Below are 25743 nucleotides of genomic sequence, written 5' to 3'. Positions count from 1 at the left end.
ATTTATTCTTCTACTTGTTGCAAATGCTGAACATAAATTGCACGCATAGTTTGCTTTCTCTTAGAAACAGAAGGCTTTTCAAAAGCCTGACGGCTTCTTAACTCTTTCACCACACCTGTTTTCTCAAATTTTCTTTTAAACTTCTTCAGCGCTTTTTCAATGTTTTCGCCTTCTTTCAATGGAACTACGATCATAATTTAATGTATTATATTGTTTATTAGTCTATCCACAAATCGGGCAGCAAAATTACTGATAGTTTCGTTATTATCAAAACTTTCGTTGAAATATTTTTCTAATAAATTCCTTTTTCGGTTATTGTAGCTGTTATCAATTTACGAGGGGTAATATCAAACGCAGGATTATAAACTTTTATATTTTCAGGCGCCATCCGTCTACCATACCACATTGTTGTAACCTCCTCCGGGTCTCGCTCTTCTATAACAATCGAATTACCATCGGGACAGTGTTTATCTATTGTAGATGTAGGGCCCAATACATAAAATGGAATACCATAATAATGAGCTAAAACAGCAACACCCAACGTTCCTATTTTATTAGCGACATCTCCATTCGCAGCAATACGATCACATCCCACAACCACAGCTTGTATCCAACCTTTTTGCATTACCGAAGCAACCATATTATCACAAATAAGAGTAACATCAACACCCGCACGTTGTAATTCATAAGCCGTTAAACGAGCACCTTGTAACAGCGGACGTGTTTCATCCGCAAATACCTTAAAATTATAACCTCGCTCCTGCCCCAAATAGATCGGAGCCAACGCCGTCCCATATTCAGAAACAGCCAAATGTCCGGCATTACAGTGTGTTAATATCCCCATCCCGGGTTTAAAAAAAGACAGACAATTCTCACCTATTTGTCGACAAGCCCTAGCGTCTTCATCCCGAATAGCATATGCTTCTTGTAATAATATCAGTTTAATTTCATCAATACTCTTTTCTTTATTCAGCAAAACCTTTTTATCCATTCTATTTAAGGCCGCCATCAAATTCACTGCAGTAGGCCGTGCCCCCGAAAGATACGTCTTTATCCTACAAAATTCCAAATAAAAAGGATCAAAAGAATTCGCCACAATCCTCCGGCTACAAATATAAAGACCATAAGCCGCAGCAATTCCAATCGCAGGAGCTCCTCTTACTTTTAATTTATAAATAGCATCCCAGATTTCCTGTTCTGCCGTCAACAGAACATATTCTTCCTTTTCAGGCAACAATGTTTGATCCAGAATTACCACAGCATCTTCTGCCTCATTCAGACAAACAGTTTTTAAAGAAAAAAGCTCCTTTATCATACCTATTAAAAACCAATATCCAGGTCTTCACCTTCTGTTCCTAATGCAATTCCGATACTAACGCAGCCTACCGCAACAGCGACACTACCTATAATAAGGCCGGCTTTAGTTCCTTTCACGTTATGAATATAAAAAAAATCACCTGCCTGCTGTTGTTGTTCACTAAAATCTACTGGAGGTAAATTTCCTGCTTTTATCAACTTAGACACATAAAAACTACGTTCAAAAAACATAGACTTTGTCTGTTTTCCGTTATGGTCTCCAGTATACAAAGTAAGATAGCTTCTAAAATACAATGGAGAATTTTCCTCCGTAAATTCTTTTGTCCGTACCGATACAGTTCCATTACGAACCGGCACATCTTCTTTTAAATATTCTTCATTCGATATCTTATCATATGGGAAATTAGCCAATTTCAAAGGAGACTCTTCAATTCTCGATCCAGGAGGAATAAAACTCACTCCTTTAGGCAATGAAATTGCACCAGAAAAAGACCCCCACGAAGTATTATCCAAAAAAACAGATTCGGTCATTCCTTCAACAGACATAGGACCATCGTAATAAACATTTGCAACATCATCCACGATTAATGCAGAACGTGTCCAATCTATAAATAAAGGCTCGTTCAATTTATTATATATAGTAATGGATATCGGAGCATCTTCTCCATTAAAAGAATAAGAAATACTTACAGTATCTGTTTCTTGTACGAAATCACCCAGATTATTTCTTGTTCCAATACTGTCATTTGAACTCAATATTGAATAATAATAAGAAGAACAACTGCTCAAACCAAACAAAAGCATTGCAATAATTAAAGAACAGAATACATGCTTCATAACATTATTTTTTAATTCACACTTTATTATACATGCAAATATAGTAACATTCGGATGTATTTCTATTCCTTTTGAATATAGTTTTAAACCATCAACCATATAATAAAAACACCCCTAGTATAAATTTACAGTCAAAACGAAATACTTTTCAAAAAAAATACTATATTTGTAAAATTCTATATTATATAAACCACGAATATTCATTTTTCTTAAATTATCAAACATGAAAAGACGCAATTTCCTGGCTTATGCAGCCGTTGCCGGAGGTAGTAAACTGCTTTTTCCCTACTCAGCTTCCGCTAGTACGAAAAAAGACCGCCTCCCCCAATCTGGTAAAACCAGTTGTAATGAATTAGATGCAGACATTATTATTTTAGGAGGTGGCATGGGAGGGTGTGCTACCGCTCTTGCCGCATGCAGAAACGGACTTAATGTAATTATGACTGAAGAAACAGATTGGATAGGTGGACAAGCGTCCCAGCAAGGCGTCCCCCCCGATGAACACCCTTGGATAGAAACCCATGGCGCTCCGTCTTCTTATCGTAGCTATAGGAATAGAATACGAAATTATTATAAACAGAATTATCCGTTAACAGACGAAGCCAAAACCAGAGAATTTCTGAATCCGGGAGACGGTTCTGTATCCCGAATTTGCCATGAGCCATATGTTACGGTTGTAGTTTTAACTGAAATGTTAGCTCCATATATCAGCAACGGCCAGCTTCTCATTCTCCTTGAATATAAAGTAAAAAAAGCAGATGTAACCGGAGATGACGTAAAAGCAGTCCAAGTATATAACAAAAAGCAAGATCGTTCATTGACATTGAAAGCTCCTTATTTTGTTGATGCGACCGAATGTGGAGATTTACTGCCACTAACAGGTACCGAATACGTTACAGGAACTGAATCAAAATCCCAGACAAATGAACTCCATGCCCCGGACAAAGCAAGACCGGGAAACAATCAAGCCTTTACCGTATGTTTTGCCATGGACTACATTCCGGGAGCAAACTTAGTGATAGACCGTCCCAAAAATTATGATTATTGGAGTTCATTCGTACCAAAACTAACACCTGCCTGGTCCGGGAAATTATTAAGTTTATCTTATTCCGACCCTAGAACATTAGTACCTAAAACATTGGGTTTTCATCCAGAGGGAAATAGAACAGAAAATGCACTTAATTTATGGAACTATAGAAAAATCATCAATCGTCATAACTTTATGTCCGGCACATACAATGGCGATATAACTCTTGTAAACTGGCCACAGCAGGACTATATGATGGGGAATTTAATAGACGTTTCGGAAGAAGAATTTGACAAGCATGTAAATGCAGCAAAAGAAATGAACAAGAGCTTCTTCTATTGGCTTCAAACGGAAGCTCCACGTCCGGATGGAGGAACAGGATGGGCTGGGCTGCGATTAAGAGGCAGTGTTATGGGAACAGAAGACGGAATGGCTAAATATCCGTATATTCGGGAAGCCAGGCGTATTAAATCAGAATTTACAATCCTTGAAGAGCACGTGGGTGCAGAGAACCGAAAGTTGGTAGCCGGGGAAGAAGCAGGAAAAAAAGCTGCAGATTTCTATGATAGTATTGGTATCGGCTACTATCATATAGATTTACATCCTAGTAATGAAGGTGATAATTATATTGATTTCGCATCTTTGCCATATCAAATCCCTTTAGGAGCATTGTTACCTCAGCGGATGAACAACCTGTTGCCTGCAAATAAAAATATCGGCACAACACATATAACAAACGGCTGTTACAGGGAACATCCTGTGGAATGGAGTATAGGGGAAGCTGTTGGTATGCTTATCGCATATTCAAAAGAAAAGAAAATACCGCCACGCGCAGTCAGAGAACGTAAAGATTTATTGGAAGATTTTCAAAAATGGATACGTTCACAAGGCTTGGAGACCCATTGGCCCTAAGCAAACGTTTCTTTTTCTGATATAACAAAAAGCTGCCGTTCCAACTCACACAAGGATGGCAGCTTTTTCCAAATCATCCCGATCTTTTTTCAAAATGATCCCGATGATTTTATAAAATCATCGGGATCATTCTACAAAACTACATTATGAAGCATACGATCTATATTCTACTAATATTATTACAAATTATACCGTCTAGCCTTTTCGGACAGAATCACACGGAAGTTATTAATCGCGGAATACCGGGAAATACTTCTGCTCAATTATTATCCCGCATCCAAAAAGATGTAATAGACGAACAACCGGACTTAGTTATTATACTGGTCGGAACAAACGATTTATTAAACACACAAAAGATCGTCCCGATAGAAACATTCCATAGAAACATAGAAACATTAGCTGATACTCTTCTCAAACATCAAATTCAAGTTGTTTTGGTAAGTCCCCCTACTGCAGATGTCGTTTATTTATACCAACGGCACGATTCCACCAAATTTGATCTTCCACCTTCCCAGAAACTTGAGTTAGGAAGAGATGTAATGAAGCAAATCAGTAAAGAAAAGAACCTCCCTTTTGTAGACTTGCTGAATTTTTTACAATGCCTGAATATCCCACAGCACAACACCGATGACATAATCCGGAATATAACCAACAGCAATGCTGCCGACGGCGTTCATTTTACAAAGAAAGGGAATGAATTACTGGCATACTATATTTATTGTCATCTGCTCGCATGCTACGACTTCTCCAAAATAAAAAAGATAGTCTGCTTTGGTGATTCAATTACGAACAGCGTTTATATGGAAGGAGCCGGGACATCCGAAGGGAATACGTATCCTGCAATATTGAAGCGTTTAATCAACAACAGGCTCTCAGGAAGTCAATAATCCGTTTTCTTTTGATTATTATTTTGATTAACTTTGCAAATAGTAATGTTGACAAAATACACAATACAATGAAAACGAATATACCCGAACGCATTGCAGCCTTACGGGAAGCAATGAAGCAACATAAGATGGATGCCTATATCATCCCCAGTTCAGACCCGCACCTAAGCGAATACCCGGCAAGCCGCTGGAAATCCCGCGAATGGATATCCGGTTTCGACGGTTCGGCTGGAACAGTGGTGATCACAGCTGACAAAGCAGGATTATGGACAGACTCGCGTTATTTCTTGCAAGCTGCCAAACAACTTGAAAACACAGGTATAGAGCTTTATAAAATGGCTTTACCGGAGACACTTTCTATCCCCGACTTTCTGTCGCACGAACTACATAGCGGACAAACTGTCGGACTGGACGGACAAACCTATAGCGCCTCCGATGCCTGTACATTGGAAAACAAACTCAAAAGAAAAGAAATAAAACTGGATACTTCGGCAGATCTAATAAACGAGATATGGAAAAACCGTCCGGCTATTCCAACCAATCCTTTATTTGAAATGCCGGTAGAACTAAGCGGTAAATCTGTTCATGAGAAACTGGACGAAATATGCGACTGCTTGCATGCAAATGGTGCAGAAGGTATCATTCTGGCGGCACTTGATGAGATAGCATGGACATTCAACATTCGTGGTACAGATGTAGAATACAACCCGGTAGTAATCAGTTATGCCTATGTATCCGACAAAGAGAATGTATTATTTATCGATCCCCGGAAGCTGACCGCCGAAGCCGCAGAGCAGCTGAAAAAGGAAGGCGTCATATTGGCTGACTATAGCAAAATACAACCTTACCTTTCCCGTATTACGGAGAATAGCCGCATATTCGTAGATATGAACAAGACCAACGTAGCCTTGTTTAACGCTATCCCCTCCGGATGCACCATCATCGAAGGCATATCCCCCGCCAACCATTTGAAGAGCATCAAGAACGAAACCGAACTGAAAGGCTTTCGCAACGCAATGGAAAAAGACGGCGTAGCTTTAGTTCGTTTCTTCATGTGGTTGGAAAAAGAAATAGAAGCAGGCCACAAGGTTACCGAAATAAGCGCCGCAGAGAAACTGACCTCTCTCCGTGCAGAACAATCACAGTACATAATGGATAGTTTCGCCACCATTTGCGGATATGCCGCCCACGGCGCCATCGTACATTATGAAGCCACGCCGGAGACGGATGCGGAGCTGAAACCTCAAGGTCTCTTGTTAATTGACTCCGGCGCCCAATATCTGGACGGTACAACAGACATCACAAGAACAATTGCACTGGGCGAACTGACAGAAGCCATGAAGAAAGATTATACCCGTGTTCTGAAAGGTACAATCAGCCTGGCTAAATCCAAGTTCCCCGCCGGAACACGAGGTTCACAACTGGACATTCTGGCACGCAAAGCATTGTGGGATTCAGGACTGAACTATTTGCATGGTACGGGGCACGGCATTGGGCATTGCCTGAACGTACACGAAGGTCCGCAAAGCATCCGGATGGAAGAAAATCCTGTTCCACTGAAACCGGGTATGGTAATAAGCGATGAACCCGGTATATACCGTGCCGACGAATACGGAATACGCATCGAGAATATGATTTGTGTCCATGAAGACAGTGAAACAGAATTCGGCAAGTTCCTGAGATTCGACACGCTCACACTTTGCCCCATCGATACCCGTCCGATACTTGTCCCCATGCTCTCCGTCCGCGAACGTGCCTGGTTGAATAAATACCACCAAATGGTGTACGATAAGTTAAGCCCCTATTTAAACGAGGCAGAAAAAGAATGGTTAAAGAATAAAACAACAGAAATCTAAATGGCATTAATTAAATCCGTACGTGGCTTTACCCCCAAAATAGGCAAAGACACATTTTTAGCAGATAACGCCACAATCATTGGCGACGTAGAAATTGGCGAAGGTTGCAGTATCTGGTTCGGGACTATACTGCGTGGTGATGTAAACTCCATCCGCATAGGCAACGGTGTAAACATTCAGGACGGTTCCGTACTGCATACGTTATACGAAAAGTCTACTATAGAGATTGGCGACGACGTATCCGTAGGACATAACGTTACTATTCATGGAGCAAAGATATGCAACGGGGCACTGATCGGCATGGGATCGGTTGTACTTGACCATGCTGTAATAGGCGAAGGAGCTATCGTTGCCGCTGGCTCTGTTGTGTTGAGCAAAACAATTGTAGAACCGGGCAGTATCTATGCCGGTGTTCCCGCCAAGTTCGTAAAGAAAGTAGACCCCGAGCAAGCGAAGGAGATCAACCAAAAGATAGCGAAGAATTACCACATGTATTCATCCTGGTATAAAGAAGAGGGCGATAAGTAGATGAAAAAGACCGGATGGGCAATACTATTGGTTATATGCTGCATTGGAGGCTACCTGGCACTGCCCTCCAACTATTATCTGCGTCGCGCACTCGTCCACCTGCTCCCGAAGATAGACCAATACCCTATCTTCGAGAACAGGATCGTAAAAGCCGGAGCTCCTGAACCCTGGAAAATATCAGAGAAGTACAACACCCAATCTATTCCAGCGAAATACATACCTGCATTCGAAGAACTGGGAACTGTCGCCTTCGTCATCATACAGAACGACTCCCTGTTATTCGAGCAATATTGGGAAGACTACTCCCCAAACTCGCACAGCAACTCATTCTCCATGGCTAAAAGCATCGTATCGCTAGCAACAGGTTGCGCCATAGACGATGGTTTTATAAAAAGCGTAGACCAGCCGGTCAGCGACTTTATCCCCGGATTTGAAGGGTTCAACGGCAAGCAGCTTACCCTGCGTCATCTTCTAACCATGAGCGCCGGGATAGATTTCCAGGAAGCCTACTCCTCTCCCTTCTCACCCACCACAAAGCTATATTACAGCAACAACCTGCAAGAGATCGCTTTTGGAATGAAAGAGATAGAAGAACCCGGAAAGCGCTTCAACTACCAAAGCGGAGTAACCCAATTACTAGCCTTCATTCTAGAGAAGGCAACCGGTGAACCTCTCTCATCGTACGTCTCACGCAAACTATGGACTCCCATGCATGCCGAAGAAGATGCTCTATGGAGTATGGACAGGAAAGACGGCATCGAAAAAGCCTACTGCTGCTTCAACAGCAACGCGCGGGATTTTGCCCGCTTCGGTCAGCTTCTGTTAAACAAAGGAAGCTGGAACGGACAGCAACTTATTTCCGCATCATACCTTGAAGAAGCAATAACCCCCGACTCCTCTTTATTATATAACGATACAGACGAGCCTAACAAAAGCTACGGCTTCCAGTTCTGGAGCCTCAACCATGACGGAATACAGATCCCATACATGCGAGGTATCCTGGGACAATACGTATTTGTTATTCCTGAAAGAAACGCTGTGGTGGTACGTCTAGGTCATAAACGAGATAAAGAATACACCTCCCAGCACTATCCACAAGATATAGACACATGGCTGGATGCAGCTATGGATATTATACAGAAATCAGACAATACGAGTAATTCTAATCAAACCTTTTAACTATATATAATATGACACAAACAAATGCAATCAAAATCTTTGAAGAGAAGAAAGTTCGCGCAGTATGGGACGATCAAACAGAGGAATGGTATTTCTCGGTGATTGACGTTATTGCAGTATTAACAGAAAGTGAACGTCCCAGAAAGTATTGGGATGACTTGAAAAGGAAGCTAAAAAAAGAAGGGAGTCAGTTGTCCGAAGATATCGGACAACTGAAATTACCGGCATCAGATGGAAAATTGTATAAAACCGATGTAGCCACAACCGAACAATTATTCCGCCTCATCCAATCCGTCCCCTCTCCCAAAGCCGAACCTTTCAAACTATGGATGGCTCAGGTCGCCAAAGAGAGACTTGACCAGATACAAGACCCGGAATTATCCATAAACCAGGCATTAATGGATTATAAACGGCTTGGTTATTCCGACAACTGGATCAACCAAAGGCTAAAAAGCATCGAAATCCGCAAAGAGCTGACAGACGAATGGAAACGGCACGGACTGCAGGAAGGAGTACAATTCGCCACATTAACTGATATTATCTATCAAACTAAATCAAACAACAAATGAAGAAAACTGTTTTAACTGTCTCAGTTACCGCCCTAATATTACTTTCTTGTGCACAAGCGCCACAGGAGAAAGGGAAAGATATCACCTATACGCCTCAACCCCCTTTCGATCCTCCTACATATGTATGCTACAAAACGCCTGCCCCTATCCACATAGACGGTAAATTGTCCGATGGAGAATGGGACGCCATACCCTGGACTGACGACTTTGTAGATATCGAAGGAGACAAACAACCCAAGCCCTTCTTGCAGACACGCGCCAAAATGGCCTACGACGACCAAGGCATGTACTTTGCCGTATTGATGGAAGAGCCGCATGTATGGGCTACCATCACTAAGCACGACGCTGTGATATTCCATGATAACGACTTCGAGATATTCCTCAACCCGTCCAACGACACGCACAACTATCTGGAATACGAAGTGAACGCCCTAGGCACGGTATGGGACTTATTTCTCACAAAGCCATACCGCGATAATCCGCAAGTACTGGATAATTGGGAACTGGCCGGAATGAAATCGGCCGTCTATGTAGATGGCACACTCAACAATCCGAAAGACACCGACAAGTCGTGGAGCATAGAGATATTCTTTCCGTGGAGCACGATCTACCAGACGATGCGAGGCAAGGAAAAGCCACAACCCGGCGAACAGATACGCGTCAACTTCTCGCGAGTGGAATGGACCACCCAGGCACAAGATGGAAAATACGTAAAAGTACCCATCCGAGGAGAAGACAATATACGCGAATACAACTGGGTATGGGCACCTACAGGCGTCATCAATATCCACATGCCTGAATACTGGGGATACGTACAACTGTCCGACAAGGTAGCAGGTACAGGCGAAACGCCGTTTGTAAAGAACCCGGCGGAAGAAACCAAATGGCTACTCCGCAACCTGTACTACCGGCAGAACGAGTATGCAGCTACCTTTGGCAGCTACGCCTCCACCCTTACGGAGCTAAAGCCGGAGGAACTCTGTTCACTCGAACAAGCCCGACAACTGACATTGCACACCACACCATCCCTATACGAGATAACCGCACCGGCTCCCGACGGAACGATATGGCACATCCGGCAAGACGGATTGGTCTGGTCTAAATAGCTTTCAAACTTTAAAACCGAATAGCATGATTAAAAACAACCTGTGGACCGCGCTGCTTTTGCTTGCTTCATGCAGTCAGCCTGTCTCTAAAGACAAAGCGATAGATTACAAACAAGTACCGGACTATAATCCCCCAACGTATGTCTGCTACAAAGCACCTGCCCCCATCCACATAGACGGCAGGCTAACCGACGAAGAATGGGGCGCTATTCCGGTAGTTTCCGACTTCACCGATATAGAAGGAGGCAGCCGCCCCGCACCGGAATTGCAAACACAAGTAAAGATTGCCTACGACGATCAAGGGCTGTATGTTGGTGCCATTCTGGAAGAGCCGCATGTATGGGCTACCATCACCAAGCACGACTCCATTATCTATCTGGACAATGCTTTCGAACTGTTTATAGACCCGGATAATAACACGCACAACTATCTGGAATACGAAGTGAACGCCCTCGGTACGGTATGGGACTTGTTCCTCACCAAACCCTATCGGGACGGAGCGCAAACGCTGAGTAATTGGGAAACAGCCGGAATGAAATCGGCTGTCCATATAGACGGCACGCTCAACAATCCGAAAGACACCGACAAGTCGTGGAGCATAGAGATATTCTTTCCGTGGAGCTCCATCCGCCAGATGACACGAGGCAAAGATAAGTTCGCAGCCGGCGACGTACTCCGCATGAACTTTATGCGCGTACAATGGTCGCCGGAGGTAAAAGACGGGAAATACGTCAAGACCGGAAAGGGCGAGAACTACTGGGTATGGGCCCCTATGGGCATCGTTAGTATCCATCTGCCCGAATACTGGGGATACGTACAACTGTCCGACAAAGTTGCAGGCACAGGCGAAACGCCGTTTGTAAAGAACCCGGCGGAAGAAACCAAATGGCTACTCCGCAACCTGTACTACCGGCAGAACGAGTATGCAGCAACCTTTGGCAGCTACGCCTCCACCCTTACGGAGCTAAAGCCGGAGGAACTCTGTTCACTCGAACAAGCCCGACAACTGACATTGCACACCACACCATCCCTATACGAGATAACCGCACCGACTCCCGACGGAACGGTATGGCATATCCGGCAAGACGGGTTGGTTTGGGATTCCCACGAAGTCACACAGTAATAATCTAAATCATATCTCTACCATGCTAACACACTCTTCTGCCACATTTGCAGACTCTAAACCCCACTACGACCTTCTTGACGGATTAAGAGGGGTCGCCGCCCTTCTGGTCGTATGGTATCACGTATTCGAAGGCTACGCTTTTGCCGGAGGCAGCCCTATCATCAAAGGCATCAACCACGGTTATCTGGCGGTGGACTTCTTCTTCATCCTGTCCGGTTTCGTGATCGGCTACGCTTACGACGACCGTTGGAAAAAGACGCTGACGATGAAAGACTTCTTCAAGCGCCGCCTGATCCGCCTCCACCCGATGGTGGTGATGGGCATCGTTCTGGGAGTTATCAGCTTCTGCATCCAGGGACGCGTACAATGGGACGGGGCGCACGTCTCCACTTCCATGATCATGCTGTCCGTACTGTGCGCGCTGTTCTTCATCCCCGCCCTGCCGGGAGCAGGATACGAGGTAAGAGGGAATGGCGAGATGTTCCCGTTGAACGGCCCCAGCTGGTCGCTCTTCTTCGAGTACATCGGCAATATCCTTTATGCCCTGTTTATCCGCCGTCTGTCCAACAAGCTGCTGACCCTGTTCATCTGCGGCATGGGCGTGGCACTGTTTGTGTTCACCACCTTTAATGTCTCCGGATACGGCAACTTCGGCGTGGGCTGGACACTGGACAGCGTGAACCTCCTGGGCGGGTTGGTACGGATGCTCTTCCCCTTCTCCATGGGACTGCTCATGTCGCGCAACTTCAAGCCCCTGAGGGTGAGAGGCGCTTTCTGGATATGCTCGGCGGTACTGCTGGGACTGTTTTCAGTACCCTATCTGGAAGGGACAGACCTCATCTGCATAAACGGCCTCTACGAATCGTTCTGCATCATCATCGTATTCCCCCTCCTTATCTGGCTGGGGGCATCGGGAAGCACTACCGACAAAAGCTCCACCCGGATATGCAAGTTCCTGGGCGACATCTCCTACCCGCTCTATATCATACACTACCCCTTCATGTACCTGTTCTACGCCTGGCTGATAGACAAGCAGCTCTTCACGCTGGGGCAGACCTGGCAGGTGGTAGCATGTGTCTATATCGGCAGCATCATCGTAGCTTATCTCTGCTTGAAGTTGTACGACGAGCCGGTAAGAAGATGGCTGAGCCGGAAGTTTCTGGCCAGGAAATAAGCATGGCAGAAGACAGTAACGCATTCAGTAACATACATAACATACAATAGATCATGAAACAAAACAACCTATGGATGGCAGTCCTGGCCCTGAGCCTCGCACTGCCGGCCAACGGGCAGCAAAGCAAGGGAGGCATCACCCCTCAGATGCTGCAACAAATCAAGCAAGCCTATCAAGGGACACCCGCCGACCGGGCAATACGCAACGCCATCGGCAACAACGACATCAACAAGCTGGCGGTGAACGGCGAAAGCAAGAACCACTTCGACACCTACTTCTCCAACAAGATAGACAGCCGGGGCATCACCAACCAGAAGTCGTCCGGACGCTGCTGGCTATTCACCGGACTGAACGTGTTCCGCTCGCAAGCCATCGACAAGTTCGGCATGGGCGACTTCCAGTTCTCGCAGAACTACTCCTTCTTCTGGGATCAGCTCGAAAAGGCCAACCTCTTCCTGCAAGGCATCATCGACACGCGCCAGAAAGCGATGGACGACAAGATGGTGGAATGGCTCTTCAAGAACCCCATCGGCGACGGCGGACAATTCACCGGCATATCCGACATATTGACCAAATACGGCGTTGTCCCCTCCGAAGTAATGGTAGAGACCAACAGCAGCGAAAACACCCGGAGCATGAGCAACCTGATCGGGCTAAAGCTGAAAGAGTTCGGGCTGCAACTGCGTGAACTCTCCGCCACAAAAGGCGCAACCCCGGAGGCGCTTGAGAAGAAGAAGACCGAAATGCTGGGCACCGTCTACCGCATGCTCGTACTCAACCTGGGCGAGCCCCCCGCCTCGTTCGTATGGACGCGCAAGGATGCGGACGGTAATCCGGTAGAAACCAAAGAGTACACGCCGCAGTCTTTCTACCGTGAATACATCGGGCAAGACCTGAAAAGCAACTACGTCATGCTGATGAACGACCCGAGCCGCGAGTTCTACAAGCTGTACGAGATAGACTACGACCGCCACGCCTACGACGGCAAGAACTGGACGTACGTAAACCTCCCCATCGAAGACATCAAGCAGATGGCGATAGCCTCCATCAAAGACAGCACCATGATGTACTTCTCGTGCGACGTTGGCAAGTTCCTCGACCGCCAGCGCGGACTGCTGGATGTAGACTATTACGACTACGGTTCGCTGATGGGAACTACTTTCGGCATGGACAAGAAGCAACGCATACAAACCTTCTCGAGCGGCTCATCGCATGCCATGACCTTGATGGCGGTAGACCTGGACGCCAACGGCCGGCCCAGGAAGTGGATGGTGGAGAACAGCTGGGGGCCGGGCGCCAATAACGGACACCTCATCATGACCGACCAGTGGTTCAACGAGTACATGTTCCGCCTGGTAGTAGAAAAGAAATACATCACCGACAAGGTGAAGGAGGTACTCAAGCAGCAACCCGTCCGCCTTCCGGCGTGGGACCCTATGTTTGCCGATGAGGACTGACCAACCTTCGCTACTGCCGAAAGAGCCCGCCAACACGAGGGAACGCGTCTCCCCCGTACGGAGTGAATGAATCCCGATAGGTAAGGGGATTATTTCCCCATAGCTAAGGGGATTCTCCCACCTAGTACGGAGGGAAGCTCTTACACCGTACGAGGGGATGCTCTCACCATTAGGCTGTGGCACGCATATAACAAAGACAAGCGCAGAGCGTCGCAGACATTGTTCGTTCTTTCAAACCAACTCCGTCTGCGGTGCTCTGCGCTTGTCCGCATTATTTTGTGCGCTTTACTGCTACAATGTTAGCTCATTGAGTACCTTGTCAGTAGCGCCTACGTTATTCTTTACAAAACTGCCGGATGCTTTGCCGGATGCCTCCAATGCCTCGCGGTTGGCAAGCAATTCGTCCATCTTTGCCCGGAACGCTTTCGCATCGGAGAGGGAGAAACCGCCGCCAACGGCAATCAGGTCTTTTGCCTCCTTGAATTTATGGTATCGGGGGCCGAACAGCACCGGTACGCCATATACGGCGGCTTCCAGCGTGTTGTGTATCCCGGCGCCAAAGCCTCCGCCGATGTAGGCTATATCGCCATACCGGTAGATGGACGAAAGGAGTCCGAAGCTGTCTACTATGAGGCACTGCTTATCGGTCAGATCGTCTTCGTGAGCCTCCGACAAACGGACGGAGGGACGCCTCAGCAGCGATTCGATATACATCAGATGCTCGCGGTGTATCTCGTGCGGGGCGATTATGAGCTTCATCCCGGGATGCTCGTTGAAGTAGGGAATCAGTATCTCTTCGTCCTGCGGCCAGGAGCTGCCGGCTATAAGGGTGACTTGATCACCGCCCGTGTGGTTGGCAACGAACTTCTCCACCAAAGGGATCTCACGGGCCTGGGCACGCACGTCCTGCACGCGGTCGAAACGGGTATCGCCGGTTACGGTTACGTTCGTGATGCCGTATTCTTCCAGCAGCTTGCGCGAGCGTTCGTCTTGCACGTACAGGTGGTTGAAGCAGTTCAGCATCTTGCGGTAGGGCTTGCCGTACCATTGGAAGAACAGCTGCTCCGGGCGGAAGATGGCGGAGATGATGTAGACGGGGATGTTACGGCGTTTCAGCTCTTTCAGATAGTTGCCCCAGAACTCGTACTTGATGAAGACGGCTATTGCCGGGTTGGCCAGGTTCATGAACTTCTTCACCCGGTAGGGGGTATCGAAGGGCAGGTAGCAGATTACGTCGGCCCCTTTGTAGTTCTTGCGCACTTCATAGCCCGAGGGCGAGAAGAAGGTAAGCAGTATCTTGTACCCGGGGTAGAGGTCCTTAATCTTTTCCATCATCGGACGGCCTTGTTCAAACTCGCCCAGTGAAGAGGCGTGAAACCAGATGTACTTGGCGTCGCGGTCTATTTTACTCCTCAGTATGGAGTTGGTCTTCCACTGCCCCAGGCGCATCATCCGGGCCTTTTTGTGAAAGGGGGAGATCAGCGCGATGATGAAGCCGTAGAAGTGTATCAGTATGCTATACATAGAGCCTATGGGGGTTTAATGACTGTTATTTAAGCGTCTCGATTGCCCGTTGGATGCGGCGGATGGATTCGTCCTTGCCCAGGGCTTCGGTTATATCGAAGATATGCGGCCCTTTGCCTTCGCCCACCAGGGCCAGACGGGTGGCATTCATGATATTGCCCAGGTGATAGCCTTTGCTCTCGATCCATGCTTTTACTTCTTCTTCCGTTCCTTCTATGTCGAAGGGCTCACGTGTGCGGAGTACTTCTATCAGTTCGGCAAGCTGTGCGGCCGAGTCTTCCTTCCAGCGTTTCTTGCGGGTCTTCTCATCGTATTCCACAGGGGCTACGAAGAAGAAGGAGCAAACGTCCCACAGTTCTTTCACGAAGTTCACACGGTCTTTCATCATGGCCACTACTTTCTCTACATAGGCGGGATCGGCCTTTACGCCGTGTTCTTCGAGATAGGGCATGAAGAGGGCGGCTACTTCTTTGTTGTCTTTTTTCTGGATATACTGATGGTTGAACCACTTGCCCTTCTCGTAGTCAAACTTGGCCCCGCTGCGGCTACAGTGCGCCAGGTTGAAGGAGCTGATCAGCTCGTCCATGCTCATAACTTCCTGATCGTTGCCCGGATTCCATCCCAGCAGGGCCAGGAAGTTTACTACGGCTTCGGGCAGGTAGCCGCTTTCACGGTATCCCGAAGATACATCTCCGGTCTTGGGGTCGTGCCATTCCAGCGGAAAGACGGGGAAGCCCAGCCGGTCGCCATCGCGCTTGCTCAGTTTGCCGTTGCCCTCGGGCTTCAAGAGCAGGGAGAGGTGGGCAAAGCGGGGCATGGTGTCTGCCCATCCCAGATAGCGGTACAGCAACACGTGCAGGGGTGCGCTTGGAAGCCATTCTTCACCGCGGATCACGTGTGTAACCTCCATCAGGTGGTCGTCTACAATGTTGGCCAGATGGTAAGTAGGCAGCTCGTCGGCCGACTTATACAGCACCTTGTCGTCCAGTACGGAGGAGTTTATCACTACTTCGCCACGGATTACGTCGTTTACGTGGATATCTTCGTTCGGTTCGATCTTGATGCGTACTACGTATTGCTGTCCCGCATCGATCAATCCCTTTGTTTCCTCCGGGGCAAGCGTAAGGGAGTTACGCATCTGCATGCGGGTGGAAGCATCGTACTGGAAGTTCGGTATCGCGGCACGCTTGGCTTCCAGATCCTGGGGTGTATCGAAGGCGATATAGGCCAGGCCATCATTCAACAGTTGATCTACATACTGCTTGTAGATAGGTCGGCGTTCGCTCTGACGGTACGGTCCGTAGTTTCCGCCGAACCCCACGCCTTCGTCAAACTTGATGCCCAGCCATGTTAAAGCCTCAATGATGTAATCTTCCGCTCCGGGTACGAAGCGTTGTGAATCTGTATCTTCAATACGGAGAATCAAGTCTCCGCCATTCTGTTTTGCAAACAAATAATTATATAAAGCAGTACGAACACCTCCAATATGCAGTGCCCCCGTAGGACTTGGTGCGAAACGCACTCTAACTTTTCTTTGTATCATAACTTTACCATTATTTAATAACGCGGCAAAGATAGGAAAGAAATATGAATTGCTAATTATGAATTACAAATGGATTCCTCCTACTTCATTATTAATGGTACATAATTCAAAATTATTACGTACATTTCGCCTTCAAACATCTATTACGTATGAAACTAAAGAATTACAGCATACCATCCGCCATATACTTTATCGTCGCGGCGTTACTTATAGCCTATTTTTTCCCGCGGGAAGGGAAGTTCCGTTATCAGTTCTATGAAGGAAAGCCTTGGCGCTACGGCTTGCTCACAGCACCGGGAGATTTCCCTATCTACAAGACCGATGAGGAAGTAAAGGCTGAAAAAGACAGCATCCTCAAGAAGTTCGAGCCTTACTACCGGCAAGACAAGGAAGTGGAAACGTCGGAGATAGCTAAGCTGCGATCCAACTACAACTCCACGCTACAAGGCAAGGTATCGCCGGCCTACATGCAGTACATTGAGAAGAGTCTGGTCTACTTATACAACAATGGCATTGTTACGACACAAGAACTGGATGATCTTAAGAAAGAAGACCATCAGCGCGTCAATCTGCTTGAAAACAACATTGCCACGCCACGCTACGTCAGCGAGTTCTTCACGGTAAAGACGGCTTATGAATATATCATCAATAATTGTCCGGCATATCTGGACAAGGCCATTCTGCAGTCGTGCGATATAAACAACTACCTCCGTGAGAACGTCACCTACGACCAATCTACTTCCGAGAAAGTCCGTACCGACATACTCCAGAGCGTAGCCATCTCCAATGGGATGGTACAGGCTGGAGAACGCATTGTAGACCGTGGCGAGATAGTAGACCACCATACCTATAATGTCCTTCGCTCGCTAAAGATCGTGCATGAGATAAAATCAGGAGGGTCACAACGCCAGAGTATCATTCTGGGCGGGCAGTTCGTACTTGTGTTCGGCATCATGTTCTGCTTCTGGATGTACCTGTGGTCATTCCGCCCGAAAATATTTAACAACCGGAAGAACACCTTCTTCCTGCTGTCGTGTATATTCACCGCAAGCATACTCACGGAGTTATGCGTTACCTATGGGCTGTTCAACGTGTACATCCTGCCGTATGCCATCATTCCAATCGTGGTGCGAACCTTCTTCGACTCGCGTACAGCATTGTTTACACACATTGTCACCGTGTTGATGTGCTCGTTGATGGCGCCTTTCCCCCATGAATTCTTACTGCTGCAAATTATCGCCGGCATGGTGGTAACATTCAGTCTGAAAGAACTGTCGCAACGTTCACAACTGATCCGCTGCGCCGTTTTTATCTTCTTATCCTACACGATTGTATATATCAGTCTGACACTCTATCAGGAAGCAGACTTCAAGAAAATTAACTGGATGATGATGCTGTATTTCGGCATTAATTTTATCCTGCTGATGTTTACCTACGTACTTGTTTACATGCTTGAAAAGACTTTCGGCTACGTATCGAGCATTACGCTGGTGGAACTGTCCAACATCAACAATCCTATTTTAAAGAAACTTAGCGAGACATGCCCGGGTACGTTCCAGCACTCCCTGCAAGTCTCTATTCTTGCCTCCGAAGCCGCCGCTGCAATTGGAGCAAACACCCAGTTGGTGCGTACCGGAGCTATGTATCATGATATTGGGAAGATGGCGAACCCAGTGTTCTTCACCGAAAACCAAAACAGCGTAAATCCACACGACAAACTGGCCTTTGACGAAAGCGCACAAATCATCATCAACCATGTAACCGATGGTGTACGCATTGCCGAAAAGGCAGGACTGCCCAAGGCGATCATCAACTTTATACGCACCCATCATGGACGCGGAAAAGCAAAGTACTTCTACAACTCTTTTAAGAACCGGTTCCCAGACAAAGAAGTGAACGATGAGCTCTTCACCTACCCCGGTCCGAATCCTTTTACAAAAGAAACAGCCGTACTGATGATGGCGGATTCCGTGGAAGCAGCTTCACGCAGTCTTAAAGAACACACAGAAGAAGGTATCCGGGAGTTGGTGGACAAAATAATAGACGGACAGATTGCCGACGGATTACTGAAAAACACACCGTTGACCTATAAAGATGTGGAAACAATCAAAGATGTGTTTGTTGAAAAACTCAAGATTATGTACCATACGCGAATCAGTTACCCGGATTTGAAGAAATAATCCGCATCATTACACACAAATATGCCTCAAACTAACAGCTCTCTTTTTTTGATCTACTGCCTCAGCACACTGGCTTATCTTCTGATAGCAGCTTTGCTATTCGGATTACGCCAGTTGCGTCAGGCCCGAGACCATAAATACCGCAATGCCTGTTATGCGCTCGCATTCGCCTCGCTGTCGGTAGGTATAGGCAATGCAATAATGTTCATCGCCGGCAAAGGGCGGCATGGGATAGTAGACCTTTTTTCCTTTCCCGTAATGCTGATAGCCTCCTCGCAAGCATTACTATTCACATTCTTGCTCATCCTGTTGTTTCGTGAAGAATTTGTCACGCGCCGTAACATTTTGCGCCATGCTACGCCCTCTATTATATTCATCGTGTTTTATAGCGCATCGCGGTTTATATGGGACAATCCCCAAGTATATACTTTTGGCGAATGGGTAAAAAACGCAGATAGTCCGCCACTATTGATACGCACGGCCTATTGTTTTGTTTATCTCATACAACTGGCGATTTACACGCGACTGTTCATGCGCGAAAGATACATTTATATCCATCAGGTACGGCAAACGTTCGGCAACATGAAACGGCTGGAAATACGCTGGGCCACTCGAGGCTTCTTTGCAGCCCTCACCATTGGCATAGTAGCAGTAAGTATCTGCTTTCATCCTACCCGGATGTTCGACGAAGTGCTCACTGTCATTTTCACCCTGTTCTACATCGGCATGACCATCCGTTATATAAACCATCATTATACCTATGAGATGGTACATCGCGAACTTGGCAATCAAAACACATCCCTTCAAGAGCCCCTCCGGCCTCTCGCCACTCCTCATGCAACGCAAGTTCCCACCTCTTCCGAAGTCAGGCTATTCAATGAAATAGAACAAATAATGGAGCAACAACAGCCTTACCTCAACCCTGCCTTCGGACGGAAAGAACTCACACACTCTCTTTATACTAACGAGAAATATCTTGCTGCTGCCATTAATAAACAAACGGGACAAACCATACAAGGCTACATCACCGCCCGAAGACTGCAACATGCACGCCAATTACTTACTGCTCCTCACAGTACTTACTCGATAGAAGACACTGCACTTTGTTCCGGCTTCCCATCGCTGCGTACTTTCAACCGTCTTTTTAAGGAAGAAACCGGACTTACCCCCTCTGAATACCGCCGTCTTTTCTCCGGGAAAAACTGAGACGTTCACCACTATTGTCGGATAAGAACACTCATTACACATACACTTTTCCGAAATTTGGCGAGTTTTTTCCTGTATCTGTCCACTAGATTAAAACAGGATAGACGTTCTTTATCATACCATTTAGGTAATCCTTATTAGTTCAAATCAAACCGTCATATTAAGTTCGATGATCTCGCTGGTGCTCTGCGAAATCATCGAACGAATATGGCGGCTTTGTAAACAAGAGAATCAGGGAGAATACAGATCACGAGCAAGGAGGCACAAGGGATGCAAGCAAACCTGCACAGGCATCCTCCAATAAGTCTAGAACAAGTTCGAATCCTTCAGCTCCACTATAATAAGGATCGGGCACATAATCGTAAAGCTTATTGCAGCAAAAGTCCGTCATACGACGGACTTTTGCCTCCGACTCCAGATCGGGAGCCATTTGTTTCAGCTTGTCAATATTGCTGTCGTCCATACCGATAATCAAGTCGAAATGATAGAAATCGCTCATCCGCACAGGACGCGAAATAGAATCCAACGAGTATCCCCGTCGCGAAGCGTGAGCACGCATACGTGAATCGGCAGGCTCTCCTTCGTGATAGCCTATCAGCCCGGCTGAGTCGATTTCAAAACGATCTTGCAATCCAACGTCTTTCACAAGCTTCTTCATAACTGCCTCAGCCGATGGTGATCTACAAATATTACCGAGACATACAAAAAGTATCTTATATTCTGTTGTTGATTCCATGTTTTATTATTTAATCTTGTCATTAACTATACCTTTTATCTTCTAGGCCGGATCTACATCATAATGCACTAACAATTGTCTGAAGGCTGGTTGTTCCTGCATTTCGGCATAAATATGTTCCAATATCTCGCGCACGGGAGCTATAGCAGCGGCAGTCTCTATTTTCAATACAATCTTCTTTATATGGAGCGTTTGCACGCGGGTCACAGGCGGGGTTACCGGTCCGAGCACGCGATCCCCTAAACGCAGGCGCAGCTTTCCGGCATATAAAATAGACATTTCCCGTAAGGCAACTTCATTACGACTGCGAAGTATCAACACAATCAACCGGTAGTAAGGCGGATAATGAAACATACTGCGTTCGCTCAGTTGCAGGCTTACCATTTCTTTATAGGCAAATTGCTGTACCATACGGATAAGAGGATGTTCGGGCTGTGAAGTCTGAAGAATGACAGTACCTCGCTTGTCTCGTCTGCCGGCACGACCGCTAACTTGTATCATTAGTTGGAATGCCCGCTCGTGAGCCCGGAAATCGGGGAAATTCATCAGGCTGTCGGCATTCAGTATCCCCACTACACTAACGTTGCCAAAATCCAACCCTTTAGATAACATCTGCGTACCTATTAGTATCTGTGTTTTTCCTTTCTCAAAGTCCGCAATAATACGTTCGTAGGCCGTACGGGTACGGGCGGTATCAAAGTCCAATCGATCGGCCTTCACTGTTGCAGGGAAAAGCGAAGCGATCTCTTCTTCTACCTTTTCCGTGCCGAAACCTAGCATTTTTATCTCACCCTCTTTGCACTCAGGACATTGCTTAGGCAAGGAAACAGAGTAGCCACAATAGTGGCAGACTAGCTGCCCATGAGCTTTGTGATATGTCAGGCTTACGTCACAGTTGACACAGCGAGGAATCCATCCGCAACTCTTGCATTCCACCATCGGAGCGAAGCCACGACGGTTCTGGAATAAAATTACCTGCTCGCCTTGAGAAAGAGCTTGATTCATTCTCTCTACGAGCAAAGGGGAAAACAGGGTATCTTTCATTATCTTTTTCCGCTTTAGCTCCTTGATGTCGACAGAGATAATTTCGGGCATCAGACATTCGCCATAGCGTGTAGTAAGCTCCACCAGTCCATATTTGCCAATGGTAGCGTTGAAGTACGAGTCAATAGAAGGCGTTGCCGAACCTAACAGGGTTTTAGCTCCGTGCATGCCGGCCAGCACGATGGCAGCATTGCGGGCATGATAGCGGGGCGCAGGATCTTGCTGTTTGTAGGTGTTCTCGTGTTCTTCATCAACAATAATCAATCCCAGATCTTTAAACGGCAAAAAAAGGGAAGAACGAACGCCCAGAATAAGCATCGGCTCATTGGTATGAAGCAGTTTGTTCCATACTTCCACCCGTTCGTTATCGGAGAACTTTGAATGGTATACCAACAAGCGATCTCCAAACTGTTTAGCGAGCCTCTCGGTAATTTGTGTCGTGATAGCTATCTCCGGCAACAAGTAGAGCACCTGCCGGCCCATCTTGAGTACTTCGTCAATCAAATGGATGTATATCTCTGTCTTTCCACTGGAAGTAACACCATGAAGAAGGCAGACATCGTGGGTCTTAAATGTATCGTGTATTTCATTATAAGCTTTCTCTTGCGCGGAACTGAGCGGTAAAAGAGGCTGTAAACGGCAGATTTGCATCTGTAAACGGCCTACTTCTTTTTCATAAGCTTCAAGGATACCGCGCTTCAACAAGCTATCCAATACATTTGGCGTATTCCCGGCATGCTCCAGAAGCTCTTTCTTCGACAGCTCCCGAGATAACATAGGATTCAGTGCACGACTCAAATCAAGGTAGCTGATGAGAAGAAGTTCTTGCTTTTTGGCCCGCTTTAACATGTCGAAGGCTTCGTGTAACTTTTCTTCGTTATGGTATGCTTCGGTCAGTCGGATATAGGTTTGAGTCTTGGGGACATAGCCTCGTTTCATCTCTTCGCTCACTTCAACAGCTCCTTTCGACATCAGCGAGGTTACAATAGGCACGACATTACGCAGACCGGTCTTCTTTTCCAACTCGGAGACAGTCAGTTTTGACGCGTTTTGAAAAGCATCTAACACAGATTGTTCAGCAGGACGCAACCGTTCTTCAGCTTCGAAGTCGTCTATACGGGAGACGGCCGTTTCACTCTCCAGCTTTAAACCGAAAGGCAAAGCCGCCTTATATACATCACCTAGCTTACACAGGTAATATGATGCAATCCATTGCCAGAAACGTAGTTGCGGACGACGGAGAACAGGAACAGCAGCATCCAGTACGGCATAAATTTCCTTTGTCTCAAAAGAAGGATCAGGTTTTCGTTCATGTATACTCATCACAATAGCCGTATAGTAACGTTTCTTTCCGAAATGCACGATCACCCGGCAACCAGGCGTCAGAGCCTTTTCCATATCCATAGGAATACTATATGTATAACTATTCTCCAGTGGCAATGGGAGTATTACGTCTGCGTACTTCATCTATACTTTCTATACTTTCATTTACGCTGTCAAAAGTAACAAAAAAGGCCGGACTTTAACAGCCCGGCCTTTCCTTATCTTGTTTAATTCCTATTTAAAATAAAATAGCCGCTGTTATAGACCAACCTCTATTTTTAGCGCTCAAATCGACTTTTGAGGAGGTAAAATCATCCGTTAATCCCAATCCATAGTTAAAACCGACTTGCAGATGCTTGATAAGCTCAGCGCCAACACCGAAATTCAAACCGGCGTTAAAATTCTTAGCTTTCATTTGTCCACTTATCTCACCGGGAATATCCCAAAACTTATCTCCGCCTACTCGAAACCCAACGTAAGGACCAGCTGCCAGATAGGCTTTTATAATCGGCAAACCAAATTTCCATTTTAAGTTAACGGGAATATCTATATAGTCGGTTTTAATATTCTCCGATCCGATTTGATTGGAAGCATCCATACCTTTCTGTGAATACAGAAGAGCGGCATCTATACCCACGCCAAACAAGGGCATCGTTGCTTCAATCATCGGCCCTACTTGAAAGCCGGTTACATTATCCGACTTTACAATATCTCTACTAAAACGAACAGAGGTTATATTTACTCCTCCTTTTATACCGAACTTTACCTGCGCTTTTGCCGGACAGACAATTAACGCAAACAATGCTATAACGAAGAGAGTCGCAATCTTTTTCATTTTCTTTTTATTTAATTTGAGTATCACAAATAAACAGACTTTTCAGCTAATAAACAAATATTCTTCTACGAGAGTTCAATGGAGCCAAACAAGAAGAAAAGCACGAACCGTAAACGGAGCTCATCCCGTTATACAGACCCGTGCCTCTTTTCCTAATTATTATGGCAAAATAATTAAAAACGCTTGTACAACGTGCCTGTAAAAGATAGATGGATAAAAGAATAGATAGATGCCAAACGGCTCTTTTGTTCTTTTCTTCCGGTCTTTCCTCGAGGCCGTCGAAATATACAGGCTTTGCAGGTCTTCTGACTTACTTCCGGTCTGGACGCCTTCCCATTCACTCTTGTGAACAGTGGCAGTTGTATTTGTCCAACCGATTATGAAGCTTACAGCAGCGGGACTGTCCGGGATTTTCACCCGGTTCCCTTTTAATTCCTCCTTGTGGATACAAATCGGAAACAAAGCTTTGTTGCAAAGATAAGTAAAGTTTTATTTCAAACAACTTCTTTGTAAATCTTTTTATGAATATAGGCTAGCGCAGCTCCTATAGCTGTACGATACTCGGCATACTCCGGTATCAGGAAACGTACATTACACATCTTCTCCAACCCTGAAAAAATATCGGCGCATTGAGGTAGCCGAGTCAGATTACCGATTAATACAAAATCTTTAATGTTACTGTTTAAGGAGGCAAAAACCGTACATTGCCCAATAGTTTGCAGAACCATGTGTATAATGCCTAAAGCGACATCTTCGGCCGGAGCATTAGCGCCAGCTTTCCCAAATATAGAAGCAGTTACATCCAATGGAAGACCCGGCAAGGGATAACGGGTAATATCCTTGATTTGCAAGTCGATATTGGAAAGAGAACCATGTTCGGCTAGGCTGACTATCTGCTGAAAGTCCTGCGTCTTTAAAAGTAGTTTGGATAATCCTAAAATAGTACCGCCACCTATTCCTAATCCGCCTATGTGCTCTACGTTATCATCTGTCACTTTAACGAGGGAAGTTCCCGTTCCCATACTAACGACAAGCAAATTATGCAATCCCGATAAATATTGCGCACCTAAGCCGTTAGCAATAAACTCATCCGCTTTAGCTGTAGGCAAGCCATATAAAGACTGGTCGATATAAGCACTTCCTACTCCGGTAAGAATCACTTTCTCTATATTCGAAAGAGAAATATCATTATCATATATATATTTACCTAATGCACCAAAAAGAGACGTGACCGGATCTGTTGCTTTTACAAACATCGGGCTTTTTATCTTCTTTTCTTCTACACCAACGATTTTGGTAGTACTTCCGCCAACATCAATACCTATAACAATACCCATTTCCTTGTTATTTTATTAGCACCATAAAAAAGATTTTCAC

20 protein-coding genes, 1 pseudogene and 1 riboswitch are annotated in these 25743 nt (G+C 46.0%); of the genes and pseudogenes, 12 read left to right on the top strand and 9 right to left on the bottom strand.

Going from position 1 to position 25743, the window contains the following annotated elements; genetic code table 11:
- Nucleotides 1–2 precede the first annotated feature (2 nt).
- From rpsU to C1721_RS08770, 3 genes are all read right to left on the bottom strand, one after another.
- Nucleotides 3–194, bottom strand: a complete 192-nt coding sequence (rpsU, locus tag C1721_RS08780; RefSeq protein ID WP_102408017.1) for a 30S ribosomal protein S21 — start codon at nt 192–194, stop codon at nt 3–5.
- A 98-nt stretch (nt 195–292) separates the two neighbouring features.
- On the bottom strand, nt 293–1315 hold the full coding sequence (gene mtnA / locus C1721_RS08775) for an S-methyl-5-thioribose-1-phosphate isomerase (RefSeq protein ID WP_102408016.1): 1023 nt from the start codon (nt 1313–1315) through the stop codon (nt 293–295).
- Between the two features lie 5 nt (nt 1316–1320).
- The gene (locus C1721_RS08770; RefSeq protein ID WP_227472112.1) at nt 1321–2154 is read right to left on the bottom strand and encodes a hypothetical protein; all 834 of its coding nucleotides are present in this window, start codon (nt 2152–2154) and stop codon (nt 1321–1323) included.
- Nucleotides 2155–2377: 223 nt separating this feature from the next.
- Between C1721_RS08770 and C1721_RS08765 the strand changes: the two genes are divergently transcribed.
- From C1721_RS08765 to C1721_RS08720, 10 genes and pseudogenes are all read left to right on the top strand, one after another.
- Nucleotides 2378–4093, top strand: coding sequence for an FAD-dependent oxidoreductase (locus C1721_RS08765; RefSeq protein WP_102408015.1), 1716 nt, complete (start codon nt 2378–2380; stop codon nt 4091–4093).
- A 146-nt stretch (nt 4094–4239) separates the two neighbouring features.
- The gene (locus tag C1721_RS08760; protein ID WP_102408014.1) at nt 4240–4980 is read left to right on the top strand and encodes an SGNH/GDSL hydrolase family protein; all 741 of its coding nucleotides are present in this window, start codon (nt 4240–4242) and stop codon (nt 4978–4980) included.
- 68 nt (nt 4981–5048) lie between these two features.
- Nucleotides 5049–6836 (top strand): aminopeptidase P family protein, encoded by a 1788-nt coding sequence (locus tag C1721_RS08755; protein ID WP_102408013.1) that lies wholly within the window; start codon nt 5049–5051, stop codon nt 6834–6836.
- Nucleotides 6837–7364 (top strand): gamma carbonic anhydrase family protein, encoded by a 528-nt coding sequence (locus tag C1721_RS08750; RefSeq protein ID WP_102408012.1) that lies wholly within the window; start codon nt 6837–6839, stop codon nt 7362–7364.
- On the top strand, nt 7365–8543 hold the full coding sequence (locus tag C1721_RS08745; RefSeq protein ID WP_102408011.1) for a serine hydrolase domain-containing protein: 1179 nt from the start codon (nt 7365–7367) through the stop codon (nt 8541–8543).
- Nucleotides 8544–8554: 11 nt separating this feature from the next.
- Nucleotides 8555–9103, top strand: a pseudogene (locus tag C1721_RS08740) (BRO-N domain-containing protein); the annotation flags it as partial.
- Nucleotides 9104–9108: 5 nt separating this feature from the next.
- Complete coding sequence (locus C1721_RS08735) at nt 9109–10218, top strand: carbohydrate-binding family 9-like protein (protein WP_102408010.1); 1110 nt, start codon at nt 9109–9111, stop codon at nt 10216–10218.
- A 25-nt stretch (nt 10219–10243) separates the two neighbouring features.
- On the top strand, nt 10244–11341 hold the full coding sequence (locus C1721_RS08730; protein WP_102408009.1) for a carbohydrate-binding family 9-like protein: 1098 nt from the start codon (nt 10244–10246) through the stop codon (nt 11339–11341).
- Nucleotides 11342–11363: 22 nt separating this feature from the next.
- On the top strand, nt 11364–12518 hold the full coding sequence (locus C1721_RS08725; protein ID WP_102408008.1) for an acyltransferase family protein: 1155 nt from the start codon (nt 11364–11366) through the stop codon (nt 12516–12518).
- A 53-nt stretch (nt 12519–12571) separates the two neighbouring features.
- Complete coding sequence (locus C1721_RS08720; protein ID WP_102408007.1) at nt 12572–13975, top strand: C1 family peptidase; 1404 nt, start codon at nt 12572–12574, stop codon at nt 13973–13975.
- Nucleotides 13976–14266: 291 nt separating this feature from the next.
- Here C1721_RS08720 and C1721_RS08715 read toward each other — a convergent pair whose 3' ends face one another.
- Together C1721_RS08715 and gltX are read right to left on the bottom strand one after the other, a co-directional pair.
- On the bottom strand, nt 14267–15499 hold the full coding sequence (locus tag C1721_RS08715) for a 3-deoxy-D-manno-octulosonic acid transferase (protein ID WP_102408006.1): 1233 nt from the start codon (nt 15497–15499) through the stop codon (nt 14267–14269).
- Nucleotides 15500–15524: 25 nt separating this feature from the next.
- Entirely contained in the window at nt 15525–17042 is a 1518-nt protein-coding gene (gene gltX / locus C1721_RS08710; protein WP_102408005.1) for a glutamate--tRNA ligase, read from the bottom strand.
- 149 nt (nt 17043–17191) lie between these two features.
- Between gltX and C1721_RS08705 the strand changes: the two genes are divergently transcribed.
- Together C1721_RS08705 and C1721_RS08700 are read left to right on the top strand one after the other, a co-directional pair.
- On the top strand, nt 17192–19222 hold the full coding sequence (locus C1721_RS08705) for an HD family phosphohydrolase (protein WP_102408004.1): 2031 nt from the start codon (nt 17192–17194) through the stop codon (nt 19220–19222).
- Nucleotides 19223–19270: 48 nt separating this feature from the next.
- Nucleotides 19271–20428 (top strand): helix-turn-helix transcriptional regulator, encoded by a 1158-nt coding sequence (locus C1721_RS08700; RefSeq protein WP_159063563.1) that lies wholly within the window; start codon nt 19271–19273, stop codon nt 20426–20428.
- A 247-nt stretch (nt 20429–20675) separates the two neighbouring features.
- On the opposite strand, the gene C1721_RS08695 is transcribed toward C1721_RS08700, so the two are convergent.
- The 4 genes from C1721_RS08695 to coaW all read right to left on the bottom strand — a co-directional run bounded on the left by C1721_RS08695 (nt 20676) and on the right by coaW (nt 25703).
- Nucleotides 20676–21164 (bottom strand): low molecular weight protein-tyrosine-phosphatase, encoded by a 489-nt coding sequence (locus C1721_RS08695; RefSeq protein WP_102408002.1) that lies wholly within the window; start codon nt 21162–21164, stop codon nt 20676–20678.
- 42 nt (nt 21165–21206) lie between these two features.
- Nucleotides 21207–23675, bottom strand: coding sequence for a replication restart helicase PriA (gene priA / locus C1721_RS08690; protein ID WP_102408001.1), 2469 nt, complete (start codon nt 23673–23675; stop codon nt 21207–21209).
- Between the two features lie 94 nt (nt 23676–23769).
- Nucleotides 23770–24366, bottom strand: a complete 597-nt coding sequence (locus tag C1721_RS08685; RefSeq protein ID WP_102408000.1) for a porin family protein — start codon at nt 24364–24366, stop codon at nt 23770–23772.
- Nucleotides 24367–24644: 278 nt separating this feature from the next.
- Nucleotides 24645–24845: riboswitch (cobalamin riboswitch) on the bottom strand.
- A 15-nt stretch (nt 24846–24860) separates the two neighbouring features.
- On the bottom strand, nt 24861–25703 hold the full coding sequence (gene coaW, locus C1721_RS08680; RefSeq protein ID WP_102407999.1) for a type II pantothenate kinase: 843 nt from the start codon (nt 25701–25703) through the stop codon (nt 24861–24863).
- Nucleotides 25704–25743 lie beyond the last annotated feature (40 nt).

Origin of the sequence: Parabacteroides bouchesdurhonensis, from assembly GCF_900186615.1 — a bacterium.
GTDB classification, from domain to species: Bacteria; Bacteroidota; Bacteroidia; order Bacteroidales; family Tannerellaceae; genus Parabacteroides; species Parabacteroides bouchesdurhonensis.
The sequence above is the reverse complement of the archived record's forward strand: the minus strand, read 5'-3'. Positions and strand labels throughout refer to the sequence as shown.